The 18,555-nt window shown below is 45.7% G+C and carries 17 protein-coding genes; 11 read left to right on the top strand and 6 right to left on the bottom strand.

Translation table 11 applies throughout. The annotated features are described in order from the left end of the window. Positions 1–471: 471 nt before the first annotated feature. From rnhA to FS628_RS16070, 5 genes are all read left to right on the top strand, one after another. Entirely contained in the window at positions 472–1,128 is a 657-nt protein-coding gene (gene rnhA / locus FS628_RS16090) for a ribonuclease H (RefSeq protein WP_145323405.1), read from the top strand. A 210-nt stretch (positions 1,129–1,338) separates the two neighbouring features. Further along, a complete protein-coding gene (locus tag FS628_RS16085; RefSeq protein ID WP_145323403.1) occupies positions 1,339–2,208 on the top strand; it encodes an alpha/beta fold hydrolase in 870 nt (289 codons plus the stop codon). A 298-nt stretch (positions 2,209–2,506) separates the two neighbouring features. Beyond that, positions 2,507–3,496: a serine/threonine protein kinase gene (locus FS628_RS16080; RefSeq protein ID WP_145323402.1), complete on the top strand. Its 990-nt coding sequence runs from the start codon at positions 2,507–2,509 to the stop codon at positions 3,494–3,496. Between the two features lie 237 nt (positions 3,497–3,733). Beyond that, positions 3,734–4,174 carry an Imm48 family immunity protein gene (gene imm48 / locus FS628_RS16075; protein WP_145323400.1) on the top strand — a complete coding sequence of 147 codons (441 nt, stop codon included), beginning with the start codon at positions 3,734–3,736 and terminating at the stop codon, positions 4,172–4,174. Positions 4,175–4,206: 32 nt separating this feature from the next. After that, positions 4,207–4,743, top strand: a complete 537-nt coding sequence (locus FS628_RS16070; RefSeq protein ID WP_145323398.1) for an RNA 2'-phosphotransferase — start codon at positions 4,207–4,209, stop codon at positions 4,741–4,743. A gap of 117 nt (positions 4,744–4,860) precedes the next feature. Here FS628_RS16070 and FS628_RS16065 read toward each other — a convergent pair whose 3' ends face one another. Further along, positions 4,861–5,718, bottom strand: coding sequence for an SDR family oxidoreductase (locus FS628_RS16065; protein WP_145323396.1), 858 nt, complete (start codon positions 5,716–5,718; stop codon positions 4,861–4,863). A gap of 157 nt (positions 5,719–5,875) precedes the next feature. Further along, the gene (locus FS628_RS16060; RefSeq protein ID WP_145323394.1) at positions 5,876–6,301 is read right to left on the bottom strand and encodes an Rrf2 family transcriptional regulator; all 426 of its coding nucleotides are present in this window, start codon (positions 6,299–6,301) and stop codon (positions 5,876–5,878) included. 314 nt (positions 6,302–6,615) lie between these two features. Between FS628_RS16060 and FS628_RS16055 the strand changes: the two genes are divergently transcribed. Genes FS628_RS16055 through FS628_RS16040 form a run of 4 tightly spaced genes read left to right on the top strand, consistent with a single transcriptional unit; the run spans position 6,616 to position 11,774 of the window. After that, positions 6,616–8,949, top strand: coding sequence for an ABC transporter permease (locus FS628_RS16055; RefSeq protein ID WP_145323392.1), 2,334 nt, complete (start codon positions 6,616–6,618; stop codon positions 8,947–8,949). A gap of 12 nt (positions 8,950–8,961) precedes the next feature. Beyond that, a complete protein-coding gene (locus FS628_RS16050) occupies positions 8,962–9,729 on the top strand; it encodes an ABC transporter ATP-binding protein (protein WP_145323390.1) in 768 nt (255 codons plus the stop codon). Between the two features lie 59 nt (positions 9,730–9,788). Further along, the gene (locus FS628_RS16045; protein WP_145323388.1) at positions 9,789–10,424 is read left to right on the top strand and encodes a TetR/AcrR family transcriptional regulator; all 636 of its coding nucleotides are present in this window, start codon (positions 9,789–9,791) and stop codon (positions 10,422–10,424) included. 21 nt (positions 10,425–10,445) lie between these two features. Then, the gene (locus FS628_RS16040; protein ID WP_145323386.1) at positions 10,446–11,774 is read left to right on the top strand and encodes an MFS transporter; all 1,329 of its coding nucleotides are present in this window, start codon (positions 10,446–10,448) and stop codon (positions 11,772–11,774) included. 167 nt (positions 11,775–11,941) lie between these two features. Here FS628_RS16040 and FS628_RS16035 read toward each other — a convergent pair whose 3' ends face one another. The 3 genes from FS628_RS16035 to FS628_RS16025 all read right to left on the bottom strand — a co-directional run bounded on the left by FS628_RS16035 (position 11,942) and on the right by FS628_RS16025 (position 15,042). After that, on the bottom strand, positions 11,942–12,766 hold the full coding sequence (locus tag FS628_RS16035) for a carbohydrate ABC transporter permease (RefSeq protein ID WP_145323384.1): 825 nt from the start codon (positions 12,764–12,766) through the stop codon (positions 11,942–11,944). Position 12,767: 1 nt separating this feature from the next. Continuing rightward, on the bottom strand, positions 12,768–13,640 hold the full coding sequence (locus tag FS628_RS16030; RefSeq protein WP_017687164.1) for a carbohydrate ABC transporter permease: 873 nt from the start codon (positions 13,638–13,640) through the stop codon (positions 12,768–12,770). Positions 13,641–13,740: 100 nt separating this feature from the next. Beyond that, positions 13,741–15,042: an ABC transporter substrate-binding protein gene (locus FS628_RS16025; RefSeq protein ID WP_145323382.1), complete on the bottom strand. Its 1,302-nt coding sequence runs from the start codon at positions 15,040–15,042 to the stop codon at positions 13,741–13,743. A gap of 138 nt (positions 15,043–15,180) precedes the next feature. On the opposite strand from FS628_RS16025, the gene FS628_RS16020 reads away from it, so the two are divergent. Both FS628_RS16020 and FS628_RS16015 read left to right on the top strand, forming a co-directional pair. After that, positions 15,181–17,100 carry a sensor histidine kinase gene (locus tag FS628_RS16020; protein ID WP_260871050.1) on the top strand — a complete coding sequence of 640 codons (1,920 nt, stop codon included), beginning with the start codon at positions 15,181–15,183 and terminating at the stop codon, positions 17,098–17,100. After that, on the top strand, positions 17,093–17,914 hold the full coding sequence (locus tag FS628_RS16015) for a response regulator transcription factor (protein WP_260871049.1): 822 nt from the start codon (positions 17,093–17,095) through the stop codon (positions 17,912–17,914). Before FS628_RS16020 ends, FS628_RS16015 begins: the two co-directional genes overlap by 8 nt. A gap of 1 nt (position 17,915) precedes the next feature. On the opposite strand, the gene FS628_RS16010 is transcribed toward FS628_RS16015, so the two are convergent. Continuing rightward, on the bottom strand, positions 17,916–18,545 hold the full coding sequence (locus FS628_RS16010; protein ID WP_145323379.1) for a YfbR-like 5'-deoxynucleotidase: 630 nt from the start codon (positions 18,543–18,545) through the stop codon (positions 17,916–17,918). Positions 18,546–18,555: the final 10 nt, after the last annotated feature.

Genomic DNA, 18,555 nt, shown 5'->3' with positions numbered 1-18,555 from the left:
AGTAACGAAGACCTTACGGATGAGATCCGAAAGACATCGATCTGCACAAACCTTGGTGCGGTGAAGAACAAACGGGTGTATCCAATGAATCCTACATTGTGGATTGCCTATAGTGGTCCAATTGCCTGGGAGTTGCTACTGGATGACGTGGAAAACTCATTATTGTAAAGGTTGCAGCAGATATAGACCGTACTTGTTAGAGCACTGTTGATAAGTGCTTACAGGTGCGGTCTTTTGTTTTCTTATTAGTGTGAGGGCGTAGCAGTTGAAGTTTCGGATCGACGGGCTGAGCATGAGCATCTTTGCTGACTTCTTCGAAAATATCTGAGGAGTTGTCGCTATTGGTGGAAGAATTGCTGCTGTTCTGGAGATGGGGGGAATTATGCAGTTGGCTGAATCCATAGCTTTCAATCCGCCTACCGGATCGTATACAATAGGGTATTGATGAAGTGAACAAAGGAGCGGGTCACAGTGGCAAAACAGAAATACTATGTTGTCTGGGAAGGCAAGAAGCCAGGCGTGTACAGCACATGGGCGGATTGCAAAGCGCAAACGGACCATTATACTGGAGCAAAATATAAATCCTATGAGTCCAAAGCGGCCGCTGAAGAAGCGTATCGCGCCGGATGGAAAGGGAACTGGGGTTCAAGTGCCAGCGGCAGTGGGGCGAAGACGAAATCGGCTAGCAGCGGAAGAAGCGCAGGCATGGAAACGTCGGAGGAAGTGGATTATGACAGCATCTCCGTTGATGTGGGTACGCGTGGTAACCCCGGACCTGTAGAATATAAAGGGGTAGACACCCGCACAGGTGAGATTATTTTCTCTGTCGGACCGATCTCCAAAGGCACGAACAATCTGGGCGAATTTTTGGCCATTGTACATGCCCTCGCACATCTGAAGAAAGAAGGCAGTACCAAAACGGTGTATACTGACTCGGTCAATGCCATGAAATGGCTGAAACAGAAAAAAGTAGCTACAACGTTAGCACGGGACAACTCCACGGAAGAGATCTGGCTGATGATTGACCGGGCGGAGCAGTGGCTCCAGACCAATACGTATAGCAATAAAGTGTTAAAATGGCAGACCAAACAGTGGGGCGAAATCAAGGCGGATTACGGCCGGAAATAAGTGTTTTTCTATAATATGAGCCCTTTATTTCTTGTCTATTATAATCGATATTTACAATTTCCAGTTTCCGCTCTATAATCATCTGAATATGATTAGTTAAACATATGGAGGAGCCTGTCATCTGCAGGCCCTCTTTATCTTTTTGGTCCATTGATTAGCAAGTCCATTCACTAGAACGGGTTATTTGAGTATATATTGCAGGAGGCAGACATGAGTTCCATTTATAAAAGTGAAGAAGGCAAGAGTAGCATTCTTGAAGAGTATGAGATTTATTTGAATGAGTTGGGTGAGGGATTTACACGGGAGTATGTGGAGACACGTTTTGGGAAGACGCATGTTTTATTGACAGGTCCTCAAGATGGCAAACCTTTATTTATTCTACAGGGCGGTAATTGTGTGAACCCGATGACGTTGTCATGGTTCTCTTCCTTATTTAAAGATTATCGGATTATTGCTCCTGATACGATTGGTCATCCCGGCTATAGTGATGAAGCGAGCATCTCGACACGGTTTGATAGTTTGGCATTATGGGTGTCGGATCTGCTGGACCACTATGATATCGAGAAGAGTGCGTTTATCGGTCCGTCCTTTGGAGGAGGCATCATCCTCAGACTGGCTACCTATATTCCGGAACGTATCTCGTGCGCCGTATTGGTTGTTCCTGCGGGTCTCGCGGTTAATTCCAAAATTAAAACAGCTCAAGATATTACACTGCCGCTCGTCAAGTACCGTATGACTTCTTCACCCTCTTCTTTGCAAAAAATTACGGACAACATGTCTTGCAACTGCATGAAAGAAATGGATAAAAACATTATCGGCAAACTTTTCAAGTATGTCAGTATCGAGCAGGATCTGCCTAAGCTCACGGATCGGGAAGAACTGGTGAACTATACGTCACCAACCTTGTTATTAGTCGGAGAGAAGGATGTCTTTTTCCCCGCGGATAAGTGCATTGAACGGGCTCAAAAGATTATTCCGAATGTTCAAGCCATCAAGTATGATACAGGACATTTTCCTTCACAGGACGTATTGGTTCAGATGAATGAGGAAATACAGCAGTTTTTACAAAAGAATTATTAAAAAGAATCTGCAAGAGCTGGACGGAGAAATGTTTTTTTCCAGTTTAATAAAGTAATTCGCTTTATCTGTCGATAGAGTATATAAGAGATATTTTGTTCTATAGAAGAATTTCATATGGCTTAGCAACAGTTCATAGCCAGTGTGGTATAATTAATATTTAAATATTTCGCGTTAAGGTGTTTCAAATTGCATCATTTGGTTTATATGTATAGTTGGCGATGAATTGCTTACTGGTTGAACCAAATGATGCATTTACGCGGAAAGTCTTCCGATCGACAAGGTTGAAAAGAGGTCTGTTATGAGAAAAGACAATTGCAAAATGGCATTGCAGCGCAATGTGATTATAAATGATACATATCAGGTAAGACAGGTATTAGCCAGCAGTGAGTTGGCTATTGTATATGCAGGGCGAGATCGGAATACGGGCGCCAAGGTAGCCATTAAGGAATTTTTCCCCCAGAGAATAGCTGAACGTCAGGCAGATAAGCGGGGAGTATTTTGCTCTTCGCGAGGATACGGTGGGCAATACCAGGAGTTGCTTGGTGCATTTTTACTCGAAGGTGAACTGTTATCGAAACTGAATCATCCTCATATTGTTTCGTATTTGGATCATTTTGAAGCGAATGATACGGGGTATCTGGTTATGGAATACTGCGCGGGGATTACGTTGACTGAGTATTTGAATGAACACAATCATGCGCTCGATGCTGCATTCATAACGGAGACACTGCTTCCACTGGTGGATACGCTGGATTATATACATAAACAAGGCATTCTTCACCGGGATGTGAAACCTTCCAACATTAAGGTGATGGAGGACGGTACACCGAAGCTTCTCGACTTCGGATCAGCTACCCGCTGGCCCATGCAATCTGGTGAGAAACAGGCGATATTCACATCGGCAGGTTATTCTCCACTGGAGTTCTATTCAGAGAAATCCAGTCAGGGACCCATGTCGGACATTTATAGCCTTGCGGCTCTGCTCCATTATTGGACATGTGGGCAGCCGCCTATGGACGTGAAGCAGCGTTTGTTCCAGGATGAACTGCCATCTGTTCGTTCACATAATGAATATGTGAATCCTTGGCTGGCTCGTGTTATTCATTGGGGTCTAACGGTTCGTTCCGAGAAACGTTGCGCTTCCCTGGCCTGGGTCAAAAGCTCGCTGCGAGTTCAAGCCTGGGTGTGGAAAGTGCGTAAACCAGGTACAGTGGAATGGTCTTTCGCCGAGAATGAACATACGCAGGTCTATGAAGTGGAGCCGCAAAAGCAACATGAGATGGCGTAAGAGAGCATGATTTTTCTAAGAAAGAAAAGTTTATTTTATCGATGCATATCAAGTGAAGGTGAGCCAAATCAACTCGTGATCGGGGGATTTGGCTTATTCTTATTCTAGTCTATACAGCAGGCCGAAGTGAATCGATAAAATTTGAAACGAACACCCTATCTCCGATACAATGTTCTCATAGAGTCTTAGAGTATAGATTAATGGATCAAATACGGTGCAGAAATGGAGAAAACCAATATGACTGAATTTATCAAGGCTGACGATATTAATCACGTAATTCTGGCTGCGGCGGCAAACGAGCTGGAGCAGATGGTGGACAAAATATGTGAGCTAATTGGCACGCCATTGGAACAGACCACAGAACTGGAGCGTCAGGTCATGGCTGCTTTTGGTTTTGGCGCGGTGTATGGCATCACTCATCGGGATCAGCTGGCGGAGCCACAAGCGCATTCGCTAAGTATTCGGATGCTGATTAAACCGTTTAATTACAGTGAGCAGCAGGCGGTTGATTTTGCCGATGATCTGATTCGGGTGGCTTCCGATCGTGAGGTTCATCCGGTGATGAATACGATTATCCAACGTGGGATTGACGGACACCGCCAGTTCAATCAGGAAGACGATGAGGGATTGGCACGTAACATTCAGGAGATTTTAACAGCGGTTCAATCGCAGCAATAGACGAGTTTTATTGGATTGGGGAGATGATTGCATTGGATCTGATGAAATTAAGCAAGGAACTCTCATACGCTCTGCGACATGCACCATGGGAGTATGAGCTGGAACTGGACGAAGAGGGTTGGGTGGAAATCTCGCAATTGCTGGTGGCTTTGCATGAAAGTCCGCAGTGGAAGGAAGTTACGGAAGCCGATCTGGAGCAGATGATTCAAGCCTCGGAGAAAAAGAGACATGAAATCCGTTCTGGCCGCATCCGGGCATTGTATGGACATTCGACACCCCATAAGATATCGAAGATATCTGCTGAGCCACCCGAAACCCTGTACCATGGGACCCCGGCACGCGCAGTGCATTCTATTATGGAACATGGCTTACAGCCGCGGCAAAGGCAATATGTACATCTGTCGGCAGATATCGATACGGCCAATCAGGTGGGACGGAGACGGGATGATCAGCCTGTTATTTTGAAAATTAATGCTGCCCAAGCGGCTATAGACGGAATCCTCTTTTTTCATGGAAACGAAAATATCTGGCTGGCCGATCATATTCCGGCACGTTATATTAAGCAATGAGCGATGAACTATTGATCGTTAGCTATACCCAAAAAGGGACACATCCAATATTCATTGGTGTGTCCCTTTTTGGGTTTTCTATTTCATTCTCTTCTGCAAAGCTCTCATATCCTAAATTTACTTGCCTACAATCGCTTTAATACCTTCGCTCAGTGGCTGAGCCGGACGGCCAAGCAATTTCTCCAATGTATCACTCTCTACTGCTAGTGCGCCTTGACGGATGGCACCTTGCATATCAACGAGCATGGATACGACAAAGTCCGGTAGACCTGCGCCTTTCATGATGTCAGCATAAGCGGCATCGTCCACGTTTTGCACACTGATATCCTGTCCAAGCACTTCGCCAACAATGGCAGCCAGTTCAGCTTGAGTGCGCAATTTGCCGGACAATTCATACACGGTATTTTCATGTCCTTCACCTGCAAGTACAGCTGCAGCAGTATGAGCATAATCACTGCGGGTAGCCCAGCCTACTTGGCTGTCGTTGGTGGCATGAACCCAAGGTGCGCCTTGCGTAGCTGCTTGCACGCTGCCTGCTTCATTTTCCAGATACCAGTTATTGCGTAAGAGGGAATAAGGGATGCCAGACTCACGAATAGCTTGTTCTGTAGCGCGGTGAACTTCAGCCAGGGAAAGGGTGTTTTTCTCTGCATTCACAACGCTTGTGTAAGCGATCAAGCGCACGCCTGCGTTCTTGGCAGCATCAATGGCAGCCTGATGTTGGCGAATACGCGTTTCATTGTCACCATCGGTGGAGATGAGCAACAGACGATCTACACCCGCAAAGGCTTTCTCCAACGTCTCTGGTTGATCGAAATCACCGTGACGAACGTCAACACCTTGAGCGTGGAGAGCTTCCGCTTTCTCCGGATTACGTACACTTACAGCCAAATCTTTGGCAGAACCCGTTTTTAACAATGCTTCTACGACCAGTGAACCCAATTGACCTGTTGCTCCAGTGACCAAAATTTTCATCTTCTATTCCTCCTATAATATGTGTTGTGGTTGTCTACGTCTTACTTAACACAAGCTAGTAAGCCGTATCCGTATAGTGCATATGGATGTAATCAAATGTGTTATAACAGGTGTGATTACAACGAAAAGGTTAAAAAAAGCTCGCAATGAGCTTTTTTTATTCAGAGACATGAACCTGATCCATCATCTGTTGTATCGTTACAAGATTCAAGCGCTGTTCCATAGCTTTCTGAGCCTCAATGAGTTCGGCACGCAAGGTGTGTTCAATCATATTACCAACCGGACATTGCGGGTTGGGGTGTTTGTGGAAGTTAAACAGTTCTCCATCCTCCACGACCTCAAGCGCTCGATATACATCGAGAAGGGTAATATTCGCCGGGTCCTTCAACAAGGAAGCACCGCCCACACCGGGTCTGACGTCGATTAGACCAGCCTGTTTCAGCTTGGACATGATTCGCCGAATAATTACGGGATTCGTATTCACACTCTGAGCGATAATATCTCCGGTGCATTCATTGGGCATAACAGCGATCAGGGACAGGGTATGAACCGCGATGGAAAAGCGACTGCTGATTTGTTTCATTGATGATCACCACCGTTGTAACCATAATAGTTACAAAGTGATCTTTTGTCAAATCCTATTTTTCATTTCTTCTTAAGTGAAATCGGGCATGCTTTAAATACTTTATAGCTGGCTTCTCTAAGTGAATCTAGCGATAGAAAAATAGAAAAATATGTTTTAATTGACAATTAAAAATAGAGTTATATAATCTGGCTAGATGTCTCGTAGTGAAATGAATTGCGTTGGTTTGGAATAACCTTGTATGAAAGGAGCTGGGCATGTATTTTGCCAAATAAATAGGAACAACTTGTAGATGAGAGGAGCCATGTTCGTTTATGCTGCTACGAATGCTGAGAAACGATATAACGAGAAAGAAAGGGATTACGGCTGCATTATTTATTTTTGTCCTGCTGGCCGCCTTGCTGGTATCTTCAGGGTCACGAATGATTATGGAACTGACGAGTTCCATCCAATATCTGTTCTCTGAATCCAAAACACCGCACTTTGTACAAATGCATGCCGGAGAAATCGATCAGGTCAAAGTGAACACGTGGGCTGAAGAAAATGCCATGGTCCAGCAGCATCAGATTGTGGAAATGGTCAACATTGACGGCTCGAATCTGTTTCTCGGAGCAGAGTCCGAAAAGAACAGCGTTATGGACATTGACTTTGTTACACAGAATCAGGGTTTCGATTATTTATTGAATCTGGACAGTGAGATTATTCAGGTTAACGATGGCGAGATCGCGGTTCCGGTATATTACATGCAGCAAAATAAATTGAGCTTGGGCGACCAGGTTCGGATAGATAATGGTCAATTTGTGGGTTCTTACACCATCGTTGATTTTGTCCGTGATGCTCAGATGAATCCATCGGTTGTGCACTCCAAACGTTTTATTGTAAGTACAGGGGATTTGCAGGAACTGAAGCAGAGCGTCGGAGAGATGGAGTATCTTATTGAGTTCCGGTTGACGGATCCCGGACTGACGGGAGATTTCACCCAGGCCTACCAAAATGCAGGGCTTTCTAACGCGGGTCCAGTCGTAACCTATGGTCTGTTTCAGGTATTGAATGCCATGACCGACGGAGTCATTGCAGCCGTCATTATTCTGGTCAGTCTTGTGCTGATTCTGATCGCGATGCTCTGCATCCGATTCACGATGCTTGCGACCATTGAAGAGGATTATCGTGAGATTAGTGTCATGAAAGCAATTGGGATCGCAGAGAAGGATATCAAGAAGCTGTATCTGATGAAGTATGTATTTATGGCCGGATTAGCTTCCGTGCTGGGTTACATTGCATCACTTGGCGTTAACAGACTGTTTGTTTCAAATATCATGTTATATATGGGAAAAGCACCTGCAACCCTGTTGCATTTCGCGATTCCGTTAGTAGCTGTCGGTTTGATATTTGCAATGGTGGTTCTGTTCTGTCGAACGGTACTGCGGCGCTTTCGTTCCATCTCCGCGGTGGATGCACTCCGTACCGGGAGCCTGGGAGATACACAGATTGTTCGAAACCGGCTCAGTCTGTCCCGCAATCGCTGGTCTTCCGTACCTGTCTTTCTTGGACTGAAGGAAGTCATACAGCGAATCAAGATGTTCCGATTATTATTATTCGTCTTTGTAGTCAGTTCATTTATCATGATTGTGCCCGTCAACTTCCTGAACACTTTACAGGCGCCAAGCTTTATTTCCTATATGGGTGTTGGACAAAGCGATATTCGCATTGACTTGAGGCATACAGACGATGTAGAGCAGCGTTATGCCAATCTGGTAGCTCAGATCCAAAATGATAATGACATCAGAACGTATTCCCCATTGGTGACGAGCCAGTTCAAGATTAAGAATGCAGAAGGAAGTTACGACAATCTGAGTGTAGAAACTGGGGATTTCAGTATTTTCCCATTATCCTATGTTAGCGGGAATGCGCCAACAACCGGGAATGAAATTGCTTTATCCGATGCAAATAGCAGTGAGCTGGGCTTGAAAACAGGCGAGCAGCTAACCTTGCTGGTTAATGGCAAAGATCAGATGATGACGGTCAGTGGCATATACCAGGATGTTACGAATGGTGGGAAAACGGCAAAGGCCTTGTTACCTTACAACAAGGATAGCGTGTTGTGGTACGTGGTCAGTCTGGATCTGAAAGATCGTGGGGATATGGCCGCCAAAATTGCTGAATATGAGACGTCTTTCTCTCCAGCCAAAGTAACCGATCTTCAAGGTTATCTGGATCAGACACTAGGCGGAACCATCCAACAATTAAAATTGCTTACAATCTTGGCTCTGGTTATCGGTGTCTTCATATCCATTTTGATTACAGCCCTGTTCCTTCAGATGTTAGTAGCCAAGGACAACAACGATATTGCTGTACTAAGAAGTCTCGGCTTTGCCTTGTCTAAGATCAAGTTGAAGTATGTGGTGATGTCACTTGTCATATTGATCGTTGGAGTTGCAGCTGGGACGATATTATCCAATACGTTGGGCCCGTTGTTAGTCAGTGGTATCATGTCAACGTTTGGTGCTTCGAATATAGTTTTTGTTGTTAACCCGTTACAGGCATATATTTTGTGTCCACTGCTACTTGCAGGCACCATCGTACTGACGGCATGGATTAGCATCCAATCGATCAAGGAAACGAGCATATCCAAAATGATTGTGGAATAGGGAGGATTAACGATGACTACTATACTAGAAGCCAAAGATGTGAATAAATCTGTAGCGCTCGGCGAAAATGAAGAACATAGCATCCTGAAAGATATTAACCTTCAATTAAAAAAAGGAGAGTTTGTTTCCATCATGGGGCCATCTGGCTCAGGCAAGTCTACCTTACTGTATAACATAAGTGGCATGGATCAAATTAGTGCTGGAAGTGTCTATTTTAATGGCAAAAAAATATCGGCATTTCAAGAGAGTGATCTGGCCAGTCTACGTTTGACAAAGATGGGGTTCATTTTTCAAAATATTCATCTGCTCAAGAATCTGAATCTGTTGGACAATATCGTACTTTCCGCATATCTCGCCAAGAACAGCAACAGAGATACGATTAATACACGGGCGATGTCACTCATGAGAAAAATGGGAATTGAAGAGTTGGCTGAGCATAACATCACCCAAGCTTCGGGTGGGCAACTGCAACGGATCGCCATCTGCCGTGCGTTGATTAATAATCCGGATATTCTATTCGGAGATGAACCTACAGGAGCGCTGAATTCCAAATCGACGTATGAGATCATGGATATTCTTGGCGATATTAATACAGCGGGTACAACCATTCTGCTCGTAACCCATGATGTGAAAGTTGCTGCTCGATCGGAACGTGTGCTGTTTATGATGGACGGTAAGCTGGTGGCAGACAAAAATATCGGAAAATATGCAAGAGAACGTCAGGATCTGAAAACAAGGGAAAGCCATCTGGCGCAATGGTTAACTGAAATGGGGTTCTAAAAAAAGAACTTCATGACTACAATAGACCGACAGTCGGTCGATGTATCGGAGGCCAGAATATGAGATTGATTAAAAATCCAGAAGAACGCAGGAACGAGATTTTGGATGCTGCGGAGATTCTGTTCGTGACCAAGGGATATACCAAAGCTACGGTTATGGATATCCTTCAAGTGTGTAACATTGCCAAGGGTACATTTTATTATTATTTTCAGTCCAAAGAAGAGGTCATGAACGCCATCGTCATGCGTTTTATTCTGAGCGGGGAGGCATCGGCCAAGTCCATCGTGTCAGATCCCAAGTTGAACGCCCATGACAAAATTTTTCGCATTATGATGGCGCAGAATCAGCCTGACGGCAAGAAGCATGATCTCATTGAGGAATTGCACAGTGTTCATAATATAGAGATGCACCAAAAGAGTCTTGTGGAGACGGTGGTTCGATTAAGTCCCATCTTGGCTGAGGTGGTGGAACAGGGGATTCGAGAAGGGGTGTTTCATACGCCTAATCCAAAGGAATCCATCGAATTTCTGCTCGTATCGTCCCAATTTTTACTTGATCGAGGCATCTTTCAATGGGAGGAGGAAGAACTCCAAAAAAAGGTTGAAGCATTCACGCATATTATGGAACGTGTTCTGGGAGCAGAGAAAGGAAGCTTTGCTTATGTCACTCGTCTTTATTTTCCGCATCAAGCTTAGCTAAAAAAAGGAGTATCATTCATGGAACATACGGTTCAAAAATCATTTAGGAAGTTTCTAGTTGTATGGTTCGGTCAGCTCATCTCCATGATTGGGATTGGACTTACGGCTTTCTCCCTGGGGGTGTATGCCTTCGAAAAAACAAATACGGCAACAAGTGTTGCATTGATTACCTTGTTTACGTTTCTGCCAAACATCCTGCTTAGACCGATTGGAGGTGTACTGGCCGACCGATTCGACCGTCGAACGATGATGATTATCGGCGACCTGGGATCGGCGGCAGGGTTAATTTTCATTCTGTCGATTATGCTCACAGGTGATATTCAGTTATGGCATATCTATGTGGGAGTGGCCTTTAGTTCTGTATTTTCTGCGCTGCAAAGCCCGGCATATAAGGCCTCTGCCACCGACTTGCTGGATAAGGATCAATTCTCCAAAGGAAGCGGTCTTGTACAGATGGCCGAATCCTCGAAGTTTCTGTTTTCACCGATCATTGCGGGCATTCTGCTCAGTATAACAACCATTGAAGTCATTCTGGTCATTAATATTCTGACATTCCTAGTTGCCATTCTGGCTGTGCTGGTTATTCGGAAGAGCATGAAGGTTGAGCGAGATGATAAGGAAGACAAAAACTGGATCGCTGATATTCAAGAGGGCTGGAGGGAAGTCGTAACTAACAAGGGAGTATTGTTGCTGGTGGTGATTATTTCGCTGGTTACCTTTTATCTGGGATTCCTGGAGACACTCATTGGTCCCATGCTCCTGTCCTTCACGGATGCGAAGACACTTGGTACGTTTCAGTCCGTTAGTGCCATCGGTATGTTGATTAGCAGCTTGTGCATAGGCATATTTACGATGACGAAGAAATATGCAAGTGTGCTCGTAATGGGATTGATTATGTGCGGTCTGTCCTTCTCGCTTCTGGGGATATCCACGAACATTTATTTTATTATTTTCGTAGGCTTTCTGTTTCTGTCATCCCTGCCGTTCGTCAACATGAGTGCAGATGTGCTGGTGCGAAACAATATTGCCAATGAAAAGCAGGGCAGGGTATGGGGAATCATTGGTATTCTGTCACAACTCGGGTTTATTATTGCGTACAGTTTGGCCGGATTTCTGGCCGACCATGTGTTTAATCCGCTGTTGATGGAGGATGGAGCGCTCGCGTCCTCAGTGGGGCAAATGATTGGAACTGGGCCGGGCAGAGGTATTGCCTTCCTGTTCATTATTGCTGGTCTATTTGTTATTTTGATCGCATTAATCACATCCCGGTTAGAAATGATCAAAATCCTGGAGCAGAGCACGGATATAACGACTCCTTCCGATGTTGTGGGATTGGCGCACGATTAATCTGAATTCTACAGCGAAAGCCCTTGTCCGCAGATTGTGAATATTTCTTCTGTACGAAGAGACATTCACACCATGAGCAGACAAGGGCTTTTTGTGCTGTGCAGTCAGCAGATTTAATTGTATAAGAGAAGTTTATGGATATCATTTGTTGCCAGATTTCGTAGCAGTTAGCCCTTCACTGCCCCAGAAGTCAGGCCACCTACAATATACTTTTGCCCAATGAGGAAGACAATTAACACAGGCAATGACGTAAGTACAATATCTGCGCTGACCAGATTCCACTGGGCACTGAATTGTCCGAAGAAGTTATACACAGCAAGGGTCATCGGCCACATCTCGACCGTATTCAGCATATAAAGTGGGGCCGTGAATTCATTCCAGACACTAAGGAAATTCAAGACAAATACCGTCACCAGCACCGAGGTTAACAAAGGCACAATGATTCGCAGGAACAGCTTGATCCCATTACATCCGTCCATGATCGCGGCTTCATCCAGCTCCTTCGGAATGTTAGACACGAATGCATATGTAATGAACAGCGAGATCGGAATTCCCATGGCCGTATAGAGTAGAATCATGCCGAGATGTGAATTGATCATGCCCATCGATTTCATCACTTCCATCAGCGGAATGTAGTTGAGCGGCAGTGTAATGCCAAGAATCAGGAAGAAGTACAGGAACTTGCTGAGCTTCGAATGGTTACGAGATAACGTGAAGGCCGAGAAGGCCACAACAAACACCAATAGTAGGGAAGAGGCCCCGGAGTGCAGCAGACTGTTGAAAAAAGAACCTCCCAAGTGTCCTTGTTCATAGACGATTTTGTAATTTTCGAAGATAAACTTCTCGGGCAGCGTCAGTTTCAACACTTTGGCCTCGGCGTCCGACTTGAATGAATTCAATACAATGACGACAAAAGGAATCAGTACTACCAGGCTAAGCAGCCAGGCGAGTACATTTAACCCGATGGAAGCCAAACTTTTTTTCAATCGCATGTCAGTATTCCACCTTTCGGTTCATCAAACGAATGATGAAGAAGGAGATGATCGCCATGATGACAAACAGAATGGTAGATAGGGCGCTACCGAGTCCCCAATACCCTTTGGCAAAAGAGGAATAGACGGCCGTGTTAATCACATCTGTGGCATTACCAGGCCCACCATTAGTTAGCACGTATACGGCATCGAATACTCGTAATCCATACGTAATATTGAGCACCGTGGCAATGGTAATCGTAGGCATCAGCATCGGAATGGTGATCCGGAACAGCTTCTGTCCGAACCCGGCGCCGTCAATGGACGCTGCCTCATAGTAATCCCGGGGAATGGCGAGCAGTCCGGCGATGAACAGCACCATGATGTACCCCATGCCTTTCCACGTATCCACCGCCATAATGGAGGGCATGGCCCAGGTCAGGGAACCCAGCCAGTTCTGGGCCAGAACGTCCAGTCCCATGGAACGCAGGGTCACGTTAACGAACCCGTTGTTGGGGTCGAGCAGACTTTTGAACACGAGTCCAACAATGAGGAACGACAGCACCTGTGGGGAGAAGATGATCATCCGGTGCAGATTCGCGGCCTTTACACCGCTGACCAACAGCAGAGCCAGGAACAAGCCCAGCACGGTCTTGGCGATGGATGTAACGAGGGTGAACAGGACTGTGTTTTTGATAAAAAGCAGATAGGTCGGATCACCCGCCAGAATGGTGCGGAAATGCTCCAAACCGATAAAGTTCTTCTCCGAACTATAGCTGTTCCAGTCGGTGAAGGAATAATAGATGCCGAGCAGAGCGGGAGCGACGATGAACAGCAGATATAATACAATCGCTCCGGATGAGAAATACCAGGGATAGATTTTGTTCGCATTCATAATCCGTAACACCTTTCCTTCCTGCCAAAATACATGAGCGGGCAAGTGCCCGCTGCATGTAACGCTGTTCAGCGTTTATGTTTATCTGAGATTTGCGCTGTTATTGCCACGCTTCATCCTTCAACACTTTGGCTTGTTCAGCCCGGCGTTTATCAATATTTTGCAGAATCTGATCCGGTGTCATGGCTCCGGCGAACATGCCTGACAGGTCCTTGCCGATATCCATCCATTGTGGATCAATATATTTCACAGCGGCTTGCATAACCGTACCTTTTTCATGATTTTTCTCATAATCGATATAATCCTGTGTCAGCTTCGGTTCAATTTCCGGCCAGCAGATTGTCAGGTTACCTTCACCTTCATCGAACACACGCTGTAGATGATCATGCTCGGTAATCCAACGGAAGAATTTCAGCACTTCTTCGGGATGTTTACTGTTTTTGTTACCGAACATCGCAGCTGAACCGCCCGGATTCACACCAATCGTCTGATTATCTCCCCACGGCATCACGAAGAATCCCATATTGTCTTCCATCGCCGGATACGCTTCGGACACTTCTTTTTCAGTACCTGGCACCCGCAGCAGCATAGCCGCTTTTTCCTGACCAAACGCTTCAATTCCCGCTTCTACCGTATTGGACAAGAAGTCTTTGCCGAAATAACCAAGATCCGCAAATTCCTTCAACTGCTCAATGACCGTCTTGAGCTGTGTCATATCGGCTACTTTCATCTCATTATTGTTTAGTTTCTCGTATGTTCCCGCTGTCGTTTGCTCATAGTTAGGTCCCGTTTCGAACAAAGGCAGAACCTGATACCATCCACTGGCAGGTGCCTGATAGAACGGAATGATATCTTTATCCTTGATTTTCTGGCTGATTGCCTTGAATTCCGCATAGGATGTAGGAGGCTCTATGCCCAGCTCTGCGAAGATACGTTTGTTATAGTACACATACCAGATTTTCGATGGGGCAAAAGAAACCCCGTACACCTTGTCATTGTGACTGACAGTGGGCAAAATCTCTTCGGACATCCGACCTGTGAATTCCTCATTGGTCAGATCAATGGCATTTTCCTCCGGTCTTACGTTGGCCGGCATGCTAAGTGGGTCCACATCGACATTGAAAATGTCAGGTGCTTCGCCAGAAGCGAGCTTCACCTTGATCAGATCACGCCACTGTGCGTCAGGTACAACCTGAAAGTCAATTTTGACACCCGTCTCCTGCTCATATTCCTTGGCCATTGTCTGCATGATGCCTGTACGCGGAATACCCGATTGGCTCGTTCCGAACGTGAGTGTCACCTTGCCCGAACCTTCCGCACTTTTCCCTGAGTTGCACCCGGCAAGTAGCAGGGTGGAGATTAGGAGCACACTTGCAAGCGAAAATAGAAATCGTTTTCTCATCATTGAACCTCCCGGAATATAAAGAAAATTGTCACTTGCCGAAACGCTTAATGTAAGCGTATTCTTATGTGGATAACTTTACTGTGAACAAGGGATACGCTCAATAGACAAAAGCGTTCTGTTGGGTGGACATTTTCGATGGATGTAACAGATATGATCATAGGACGAGGTGTGTGGGGATTGAGGTATCGATTTGGAACGCTTCAACAAAGCCTGTTTGCCTATTACTCTGCGGTATTTATTATTTTTTCGCTTATCGTGGCAGGACTCCTGTATGTTTTTCTTGCGAGTGACATCCGTCATCGAAGTGAAGAACAGCAGAGACAACTGGGGGTATCGATTGTTGGCAATCTGGATCAGGAAGTGGTTAAAATGAATAACTTTTCCATGAATATCGTGTACTCCAATCTAGTGAAGGAACACTTCAGTCATTATTTGGCACCAGCGGAGGATAGCGAGCAGACAATGACGAGTGATCCGGCACTGTACAAAGATACAACCACACTGATTGACGTCATTCTGGCGATCATCAGCAGCTCCAATACAGCCAAGCAGGCCAATATCTATGACGTGAACGGCAAGATGTTGGGAGCGGGGGCATTCAACGGTCAACTATCGGTGGATCTGACTCAGCGACCGTGGTACAAGGAAACCTGGGAGCGTAGTGGCTGGCGGGTGATCCGTCTGTTACAGGGGGGAGCTTTGCCCATGCCAACAGGCGAGGGGAAAGCGGATCAACCCTACATTTCACTTACACGGGTATACAAAGATGGCAATTATGTCAGCCAGGGTGTAGTTGAGATTTTGCAGGATGCCGGAACTCTGTTCCAGCATTTGAATGATTTGCAGGCGAGTAACGACGATCTTCGCATCTATGTGATGGATGAACAAAATACACGGTTATATCCACTTTCTTCGGATACCGATGCTTCCCAAGCAGGCTATTTCGATGATGTGGATTTGATTCAAAATCGTACATTTCCGCCCGATACCATGCAGGAAGTGACTGATCCTCTGAATCATTCCAAGCAAATGATGACCTACATGACTTCACAGGAGACGGGATGGACCGTTGTTGTCATGCAGTCCAAGCAGTCCCTTTTCGCGAGTCTCAACCGGATGGCTGTGATGTTTATCTGTGCCACGTTAGCTACCCTGATATTGATCTTGATCCTTTCGTATCTCATCTCCAAACGGGTTACCTTGCCACTGCATCGCTTGCAGCGCATTATTCAGAAAACGGGTGAGAACGATCTGGTATCGGGTCAGGATTCCGGCCAGTTATTCAAGCTGGAGCATCCTGGTTCCATCCGGGAGATGGATGAGCTGAATGATACGTTTATCCGGTTGAATCAACAGCTTGTACAGTCTTTTCAGGACAGGCTGGCGATGAAATCTCAGGAGACAGAAGCGAGATTACTGGCGCTGCAATCCCAGATGAATCCGCATTTTCTGTATAACAACATCACAAATATTAGCATTATGGCGGAAGAAGGCATGAATAAGCAGATTGTCGCATTCTGCGGAAATATTGCGTCCATGCTCCGTTATATCTCTACTCCGGGCAAGAATGGCGTTCCACTGTCTCAAGAATTGGATTATTGTGAGCGGTATCTGGAGTGTATGAAGATTCGGTTTGAAGATGACATGCACTACGAGTTCCATATTCCGGCTGAGATGCAACATATTCAGGTGCCAATGTTAATGGTACAACCATTACTCGAAAATGTCATGAAATATGGACTGAGTGATACGCCCCCTTGGAAACTGGTCATTACTGGAGAGTTGGATACGGCAGAGGAGACCTGGCAGATCCACGTGGAAGACAATGGGCCTGGCATGGAACCCGAGGCACTTGCCAAAATACTGCATTATATCGAACAGTCACAGGAGTGGGAACGTATGCCTGAGCTTGAGATTAACGGGATGGGACTCAAGAACATCTGGGTCCGCTTGAAATTGTGGTATGGCACGGCAGCTCGGATGCAGATTACGAACAAGTCTTCCGGCGGTGTCCAGATTACAATAGGCGGTTCCATTCGAAAGGAGCATGACTGAACCCGTGACGAACAAATACAGAACGATTATTGTGGAGGACGAGGCTTTGATTCGTCGTAATGTCTCGCGCAAATTCAGAGAGCTCGGCAGCCGGTTCGAAGTGATTGGTGAAGCGAGGAACGGTCAGGAAGCTTTACAATTGATCGAACATTCCGTACCTGATTTGGTCGTAACCGATATTCAAATGCCGGTGATGAACGGATTGGAACTGGCCAAATATCTGTATTTTGCCTATCCGCATGTGAAGATTGTGATTCTAAGTGGTTATCATGAATTTGAATATGCACGGCAGGCGATCAGTTACAAGGTGGAGGATTATCTGCTCAAACCATTGTCCGAAGAACAGCTTCGTACACTGCTGGATGCGATGGAATTGAAGCTCGGGAGCGCTACGGATTCGCTTGCCCATGTCAGTGTTGTGCTGGATGAGCAGGTGAAGCCGGAAGATATTGCAGAAGCCGTTAAGCTGTATCTGAAGCAGAATTACATGCATGAGATTACACTCCAGGACATGGCGGGGCAGATGCATTTTAGTGTGGACTATGTGGGGAAGTGCTTCAAGAAGGTGACGGGGGAGACTCCGCTAAAATATATGACAGGCTTGCGAATCAATGAAGCGAAGCGCATGCTCGTCACACACGAAAATATGGATATCAAGACGATTGGCGGAGCGGTAGGGTATAGTGATTCCCATTATTTCAGCCGGATCTTCAAAAACAAAACGGGGATGTATCCTAGCGAGTATCGATTGAGCTTACAGCAACGAAAAAAAGCCCTGTCCATGGATGATGGGGATCCAGATGACCTGAGCTAATTTATTGAAGTAAAGCTTCTTCGGTTATTTTGCGAATATCAAACGGGGATCGAACACCTTCTTCGATGATATCAGGCAGGATGTGATTGAGGAAATAACGGACACAGTGGAGATCAATGTTTTTGATCTTGACGAGCGCGTAACGGTACATGACGATGAACTCTTTCTCCGTGTTACCCCGTTGCAGTTCCGCAAAAGCTTCGTACACTTGATCCATCTTGTCTGCAACTTCGAGAATCAGTCCTTCGACCGATTGATCTTTGCCTTCACGCAGTTGTCTGCGGAAAATTTCTTTGAACTCTTCCGGGATATTCTCGTTAATAAAATGTTCAACCATACCTTCTTCCACCTGCTGAAGCATGGAACGAAGTTCAAGTGAATAATGTTTGACCGGGGTCTTGATATCACCGATGAATATTTCGCCATAGTCATGACTGCTGGTGATCTCGTATAACTTTTTCCAGTCAATGCTTACGCCTTGCTGTTCTTCAATATCGGCCAACGTTTTGGCGTACTGAACCACTTTCCAGGAATGGGCGGATACACAATGTTCTTCGAACTTGAATTTGCCAGGGGTCCGAATAATGCGTTCAAGATCATTCAGTGATCTGAAGTACGTATGAATTCCCATTAGAAGAGAT

It is taken from the genome of Paenibacillus xylanexedens, from assembly GCF_007676705.1.
GTDB lineage: Bacteria > Bacillota > Bacilli > Paenibacillales > Paenibacillaceae > Paenibacillus > Paenibacillus xylanexedens_C.
The sequence above is the reverse complement of the archived record's forward strand: the minus strand, read 5'-3'. Positions and strand labels throughout refer to the sequence as shown.

What these genes read in the sequence shown, in the direction of transcription:
- FS628_RS16060 (WP_145323394.1), bottom strand. Translation starts at nt 6,301, where the DNA reads ATGAAACAAATCAGCAGTCGCTTTTCCATCGCGGTTCATACCCTGTCC.
- FS628_RS16030 (WP_017687164.1), bottom strand. Translation starts at nt 13,640, where the DNA reads ATGAATGCGAACAAAATCTATCCCTGGTATTTCTCATCCGGAGCGATT.
- FS628_RS16020 (WP_260871050.1), top strand. Translation starts at nt 15,181, where the DNA reads ATGGATGTAACAGATATGATCATAGGACGAGGTGTGTGGGGATTGAGG.
- FS628_RS16050 (WP_145323390.1), top strand. Translation starts at nt 8,962, where the DNA reads ATGACTACTATACTAGAAGCCAAAGATGTGAATAAATCTGTAGCGCTC.
- FS628_RS16010 (WP_145323379.1), bottom strand. Translation starts at nt 18,545, where the DNA reads ATGGGAATTCATACGTACTTCAGATCACTGAATGATCTTGAACGCATT.
- FS628_RS16025 (WP_145323382.1), bottom strand. Translation starts at nt 15,042, where the DNA reads ATGAGAAAACGATTTCTATTTTCGCTTGCAAGTGTGCTCCTAATCTCC.
- FS628_RS16055 (WP_145323392.1), top strand. Translation starts at nt 6,616, where the DNA reads ATGCTGCTACGAATGCTGAGAAACGATATAACGAGAAAGAAAGGGATT.
- FS628_RS16035 (WP_145323384.1), bottom strand. Translation starts at nt 12,766, where the DNA reads ATGCGATTGAAAAAAAGTTTGGCTTCCATCGGGTTAAATGTACTCGCC.
- FS628_RS16015 (WP_260871049.1), top strand. Translation starts at nt 17,093, where the DNA reads ATGACTGAACCCGTGACGAACAAATACAGAACGATTATTGTGGAGGAC.
- FS628_RS16045 (WP_145323388.1), top strand. Translation starts at nt 9,789, where the DNA reads ATGAGATTGATTAAAAATCCAGAAGAACGCAGGAACGAGATTTTGGAT.
- FS628_RS16080 (WP_145323402.1), top strand. Translation starts at nt 2,507, where the DNA reads ATGAGAAAAGACAATTGCAAAATGGCATTGCAGCGCAATGTGATTATA.
- FS628_RS16065 (WP_145323396.1), bottom strand. Translation starts at nt 5,718, where the DNA reads ATGAAAATTTTGGTCACTGGAGCAACAGGTCAATTGGGTTCACTGGTC.
- FS628_RS16085 (WP_145323403.1), top strand. Translation starts at nt 1,339, where the DNA reads ATGAGTTCCATTTATAAAAGTGAAGAAGGCAAGAGTAGCATTCTTGAA.
- FS628_RS16040 (WP_145323386.1), top strand. Translation starts at nt 10,446, where the DNA reads ATGGAACATACGGTTCAAAAATCATTTAGGAAGTTTCTAGTTGTATGG.
- imm48 (WP_145323400.1), top strand. Translation starts at nt 3,734, where the DNA reads ATGACTGAATTTATCAAGGCTGACGATATTAATCACGTAATTCTGGCT.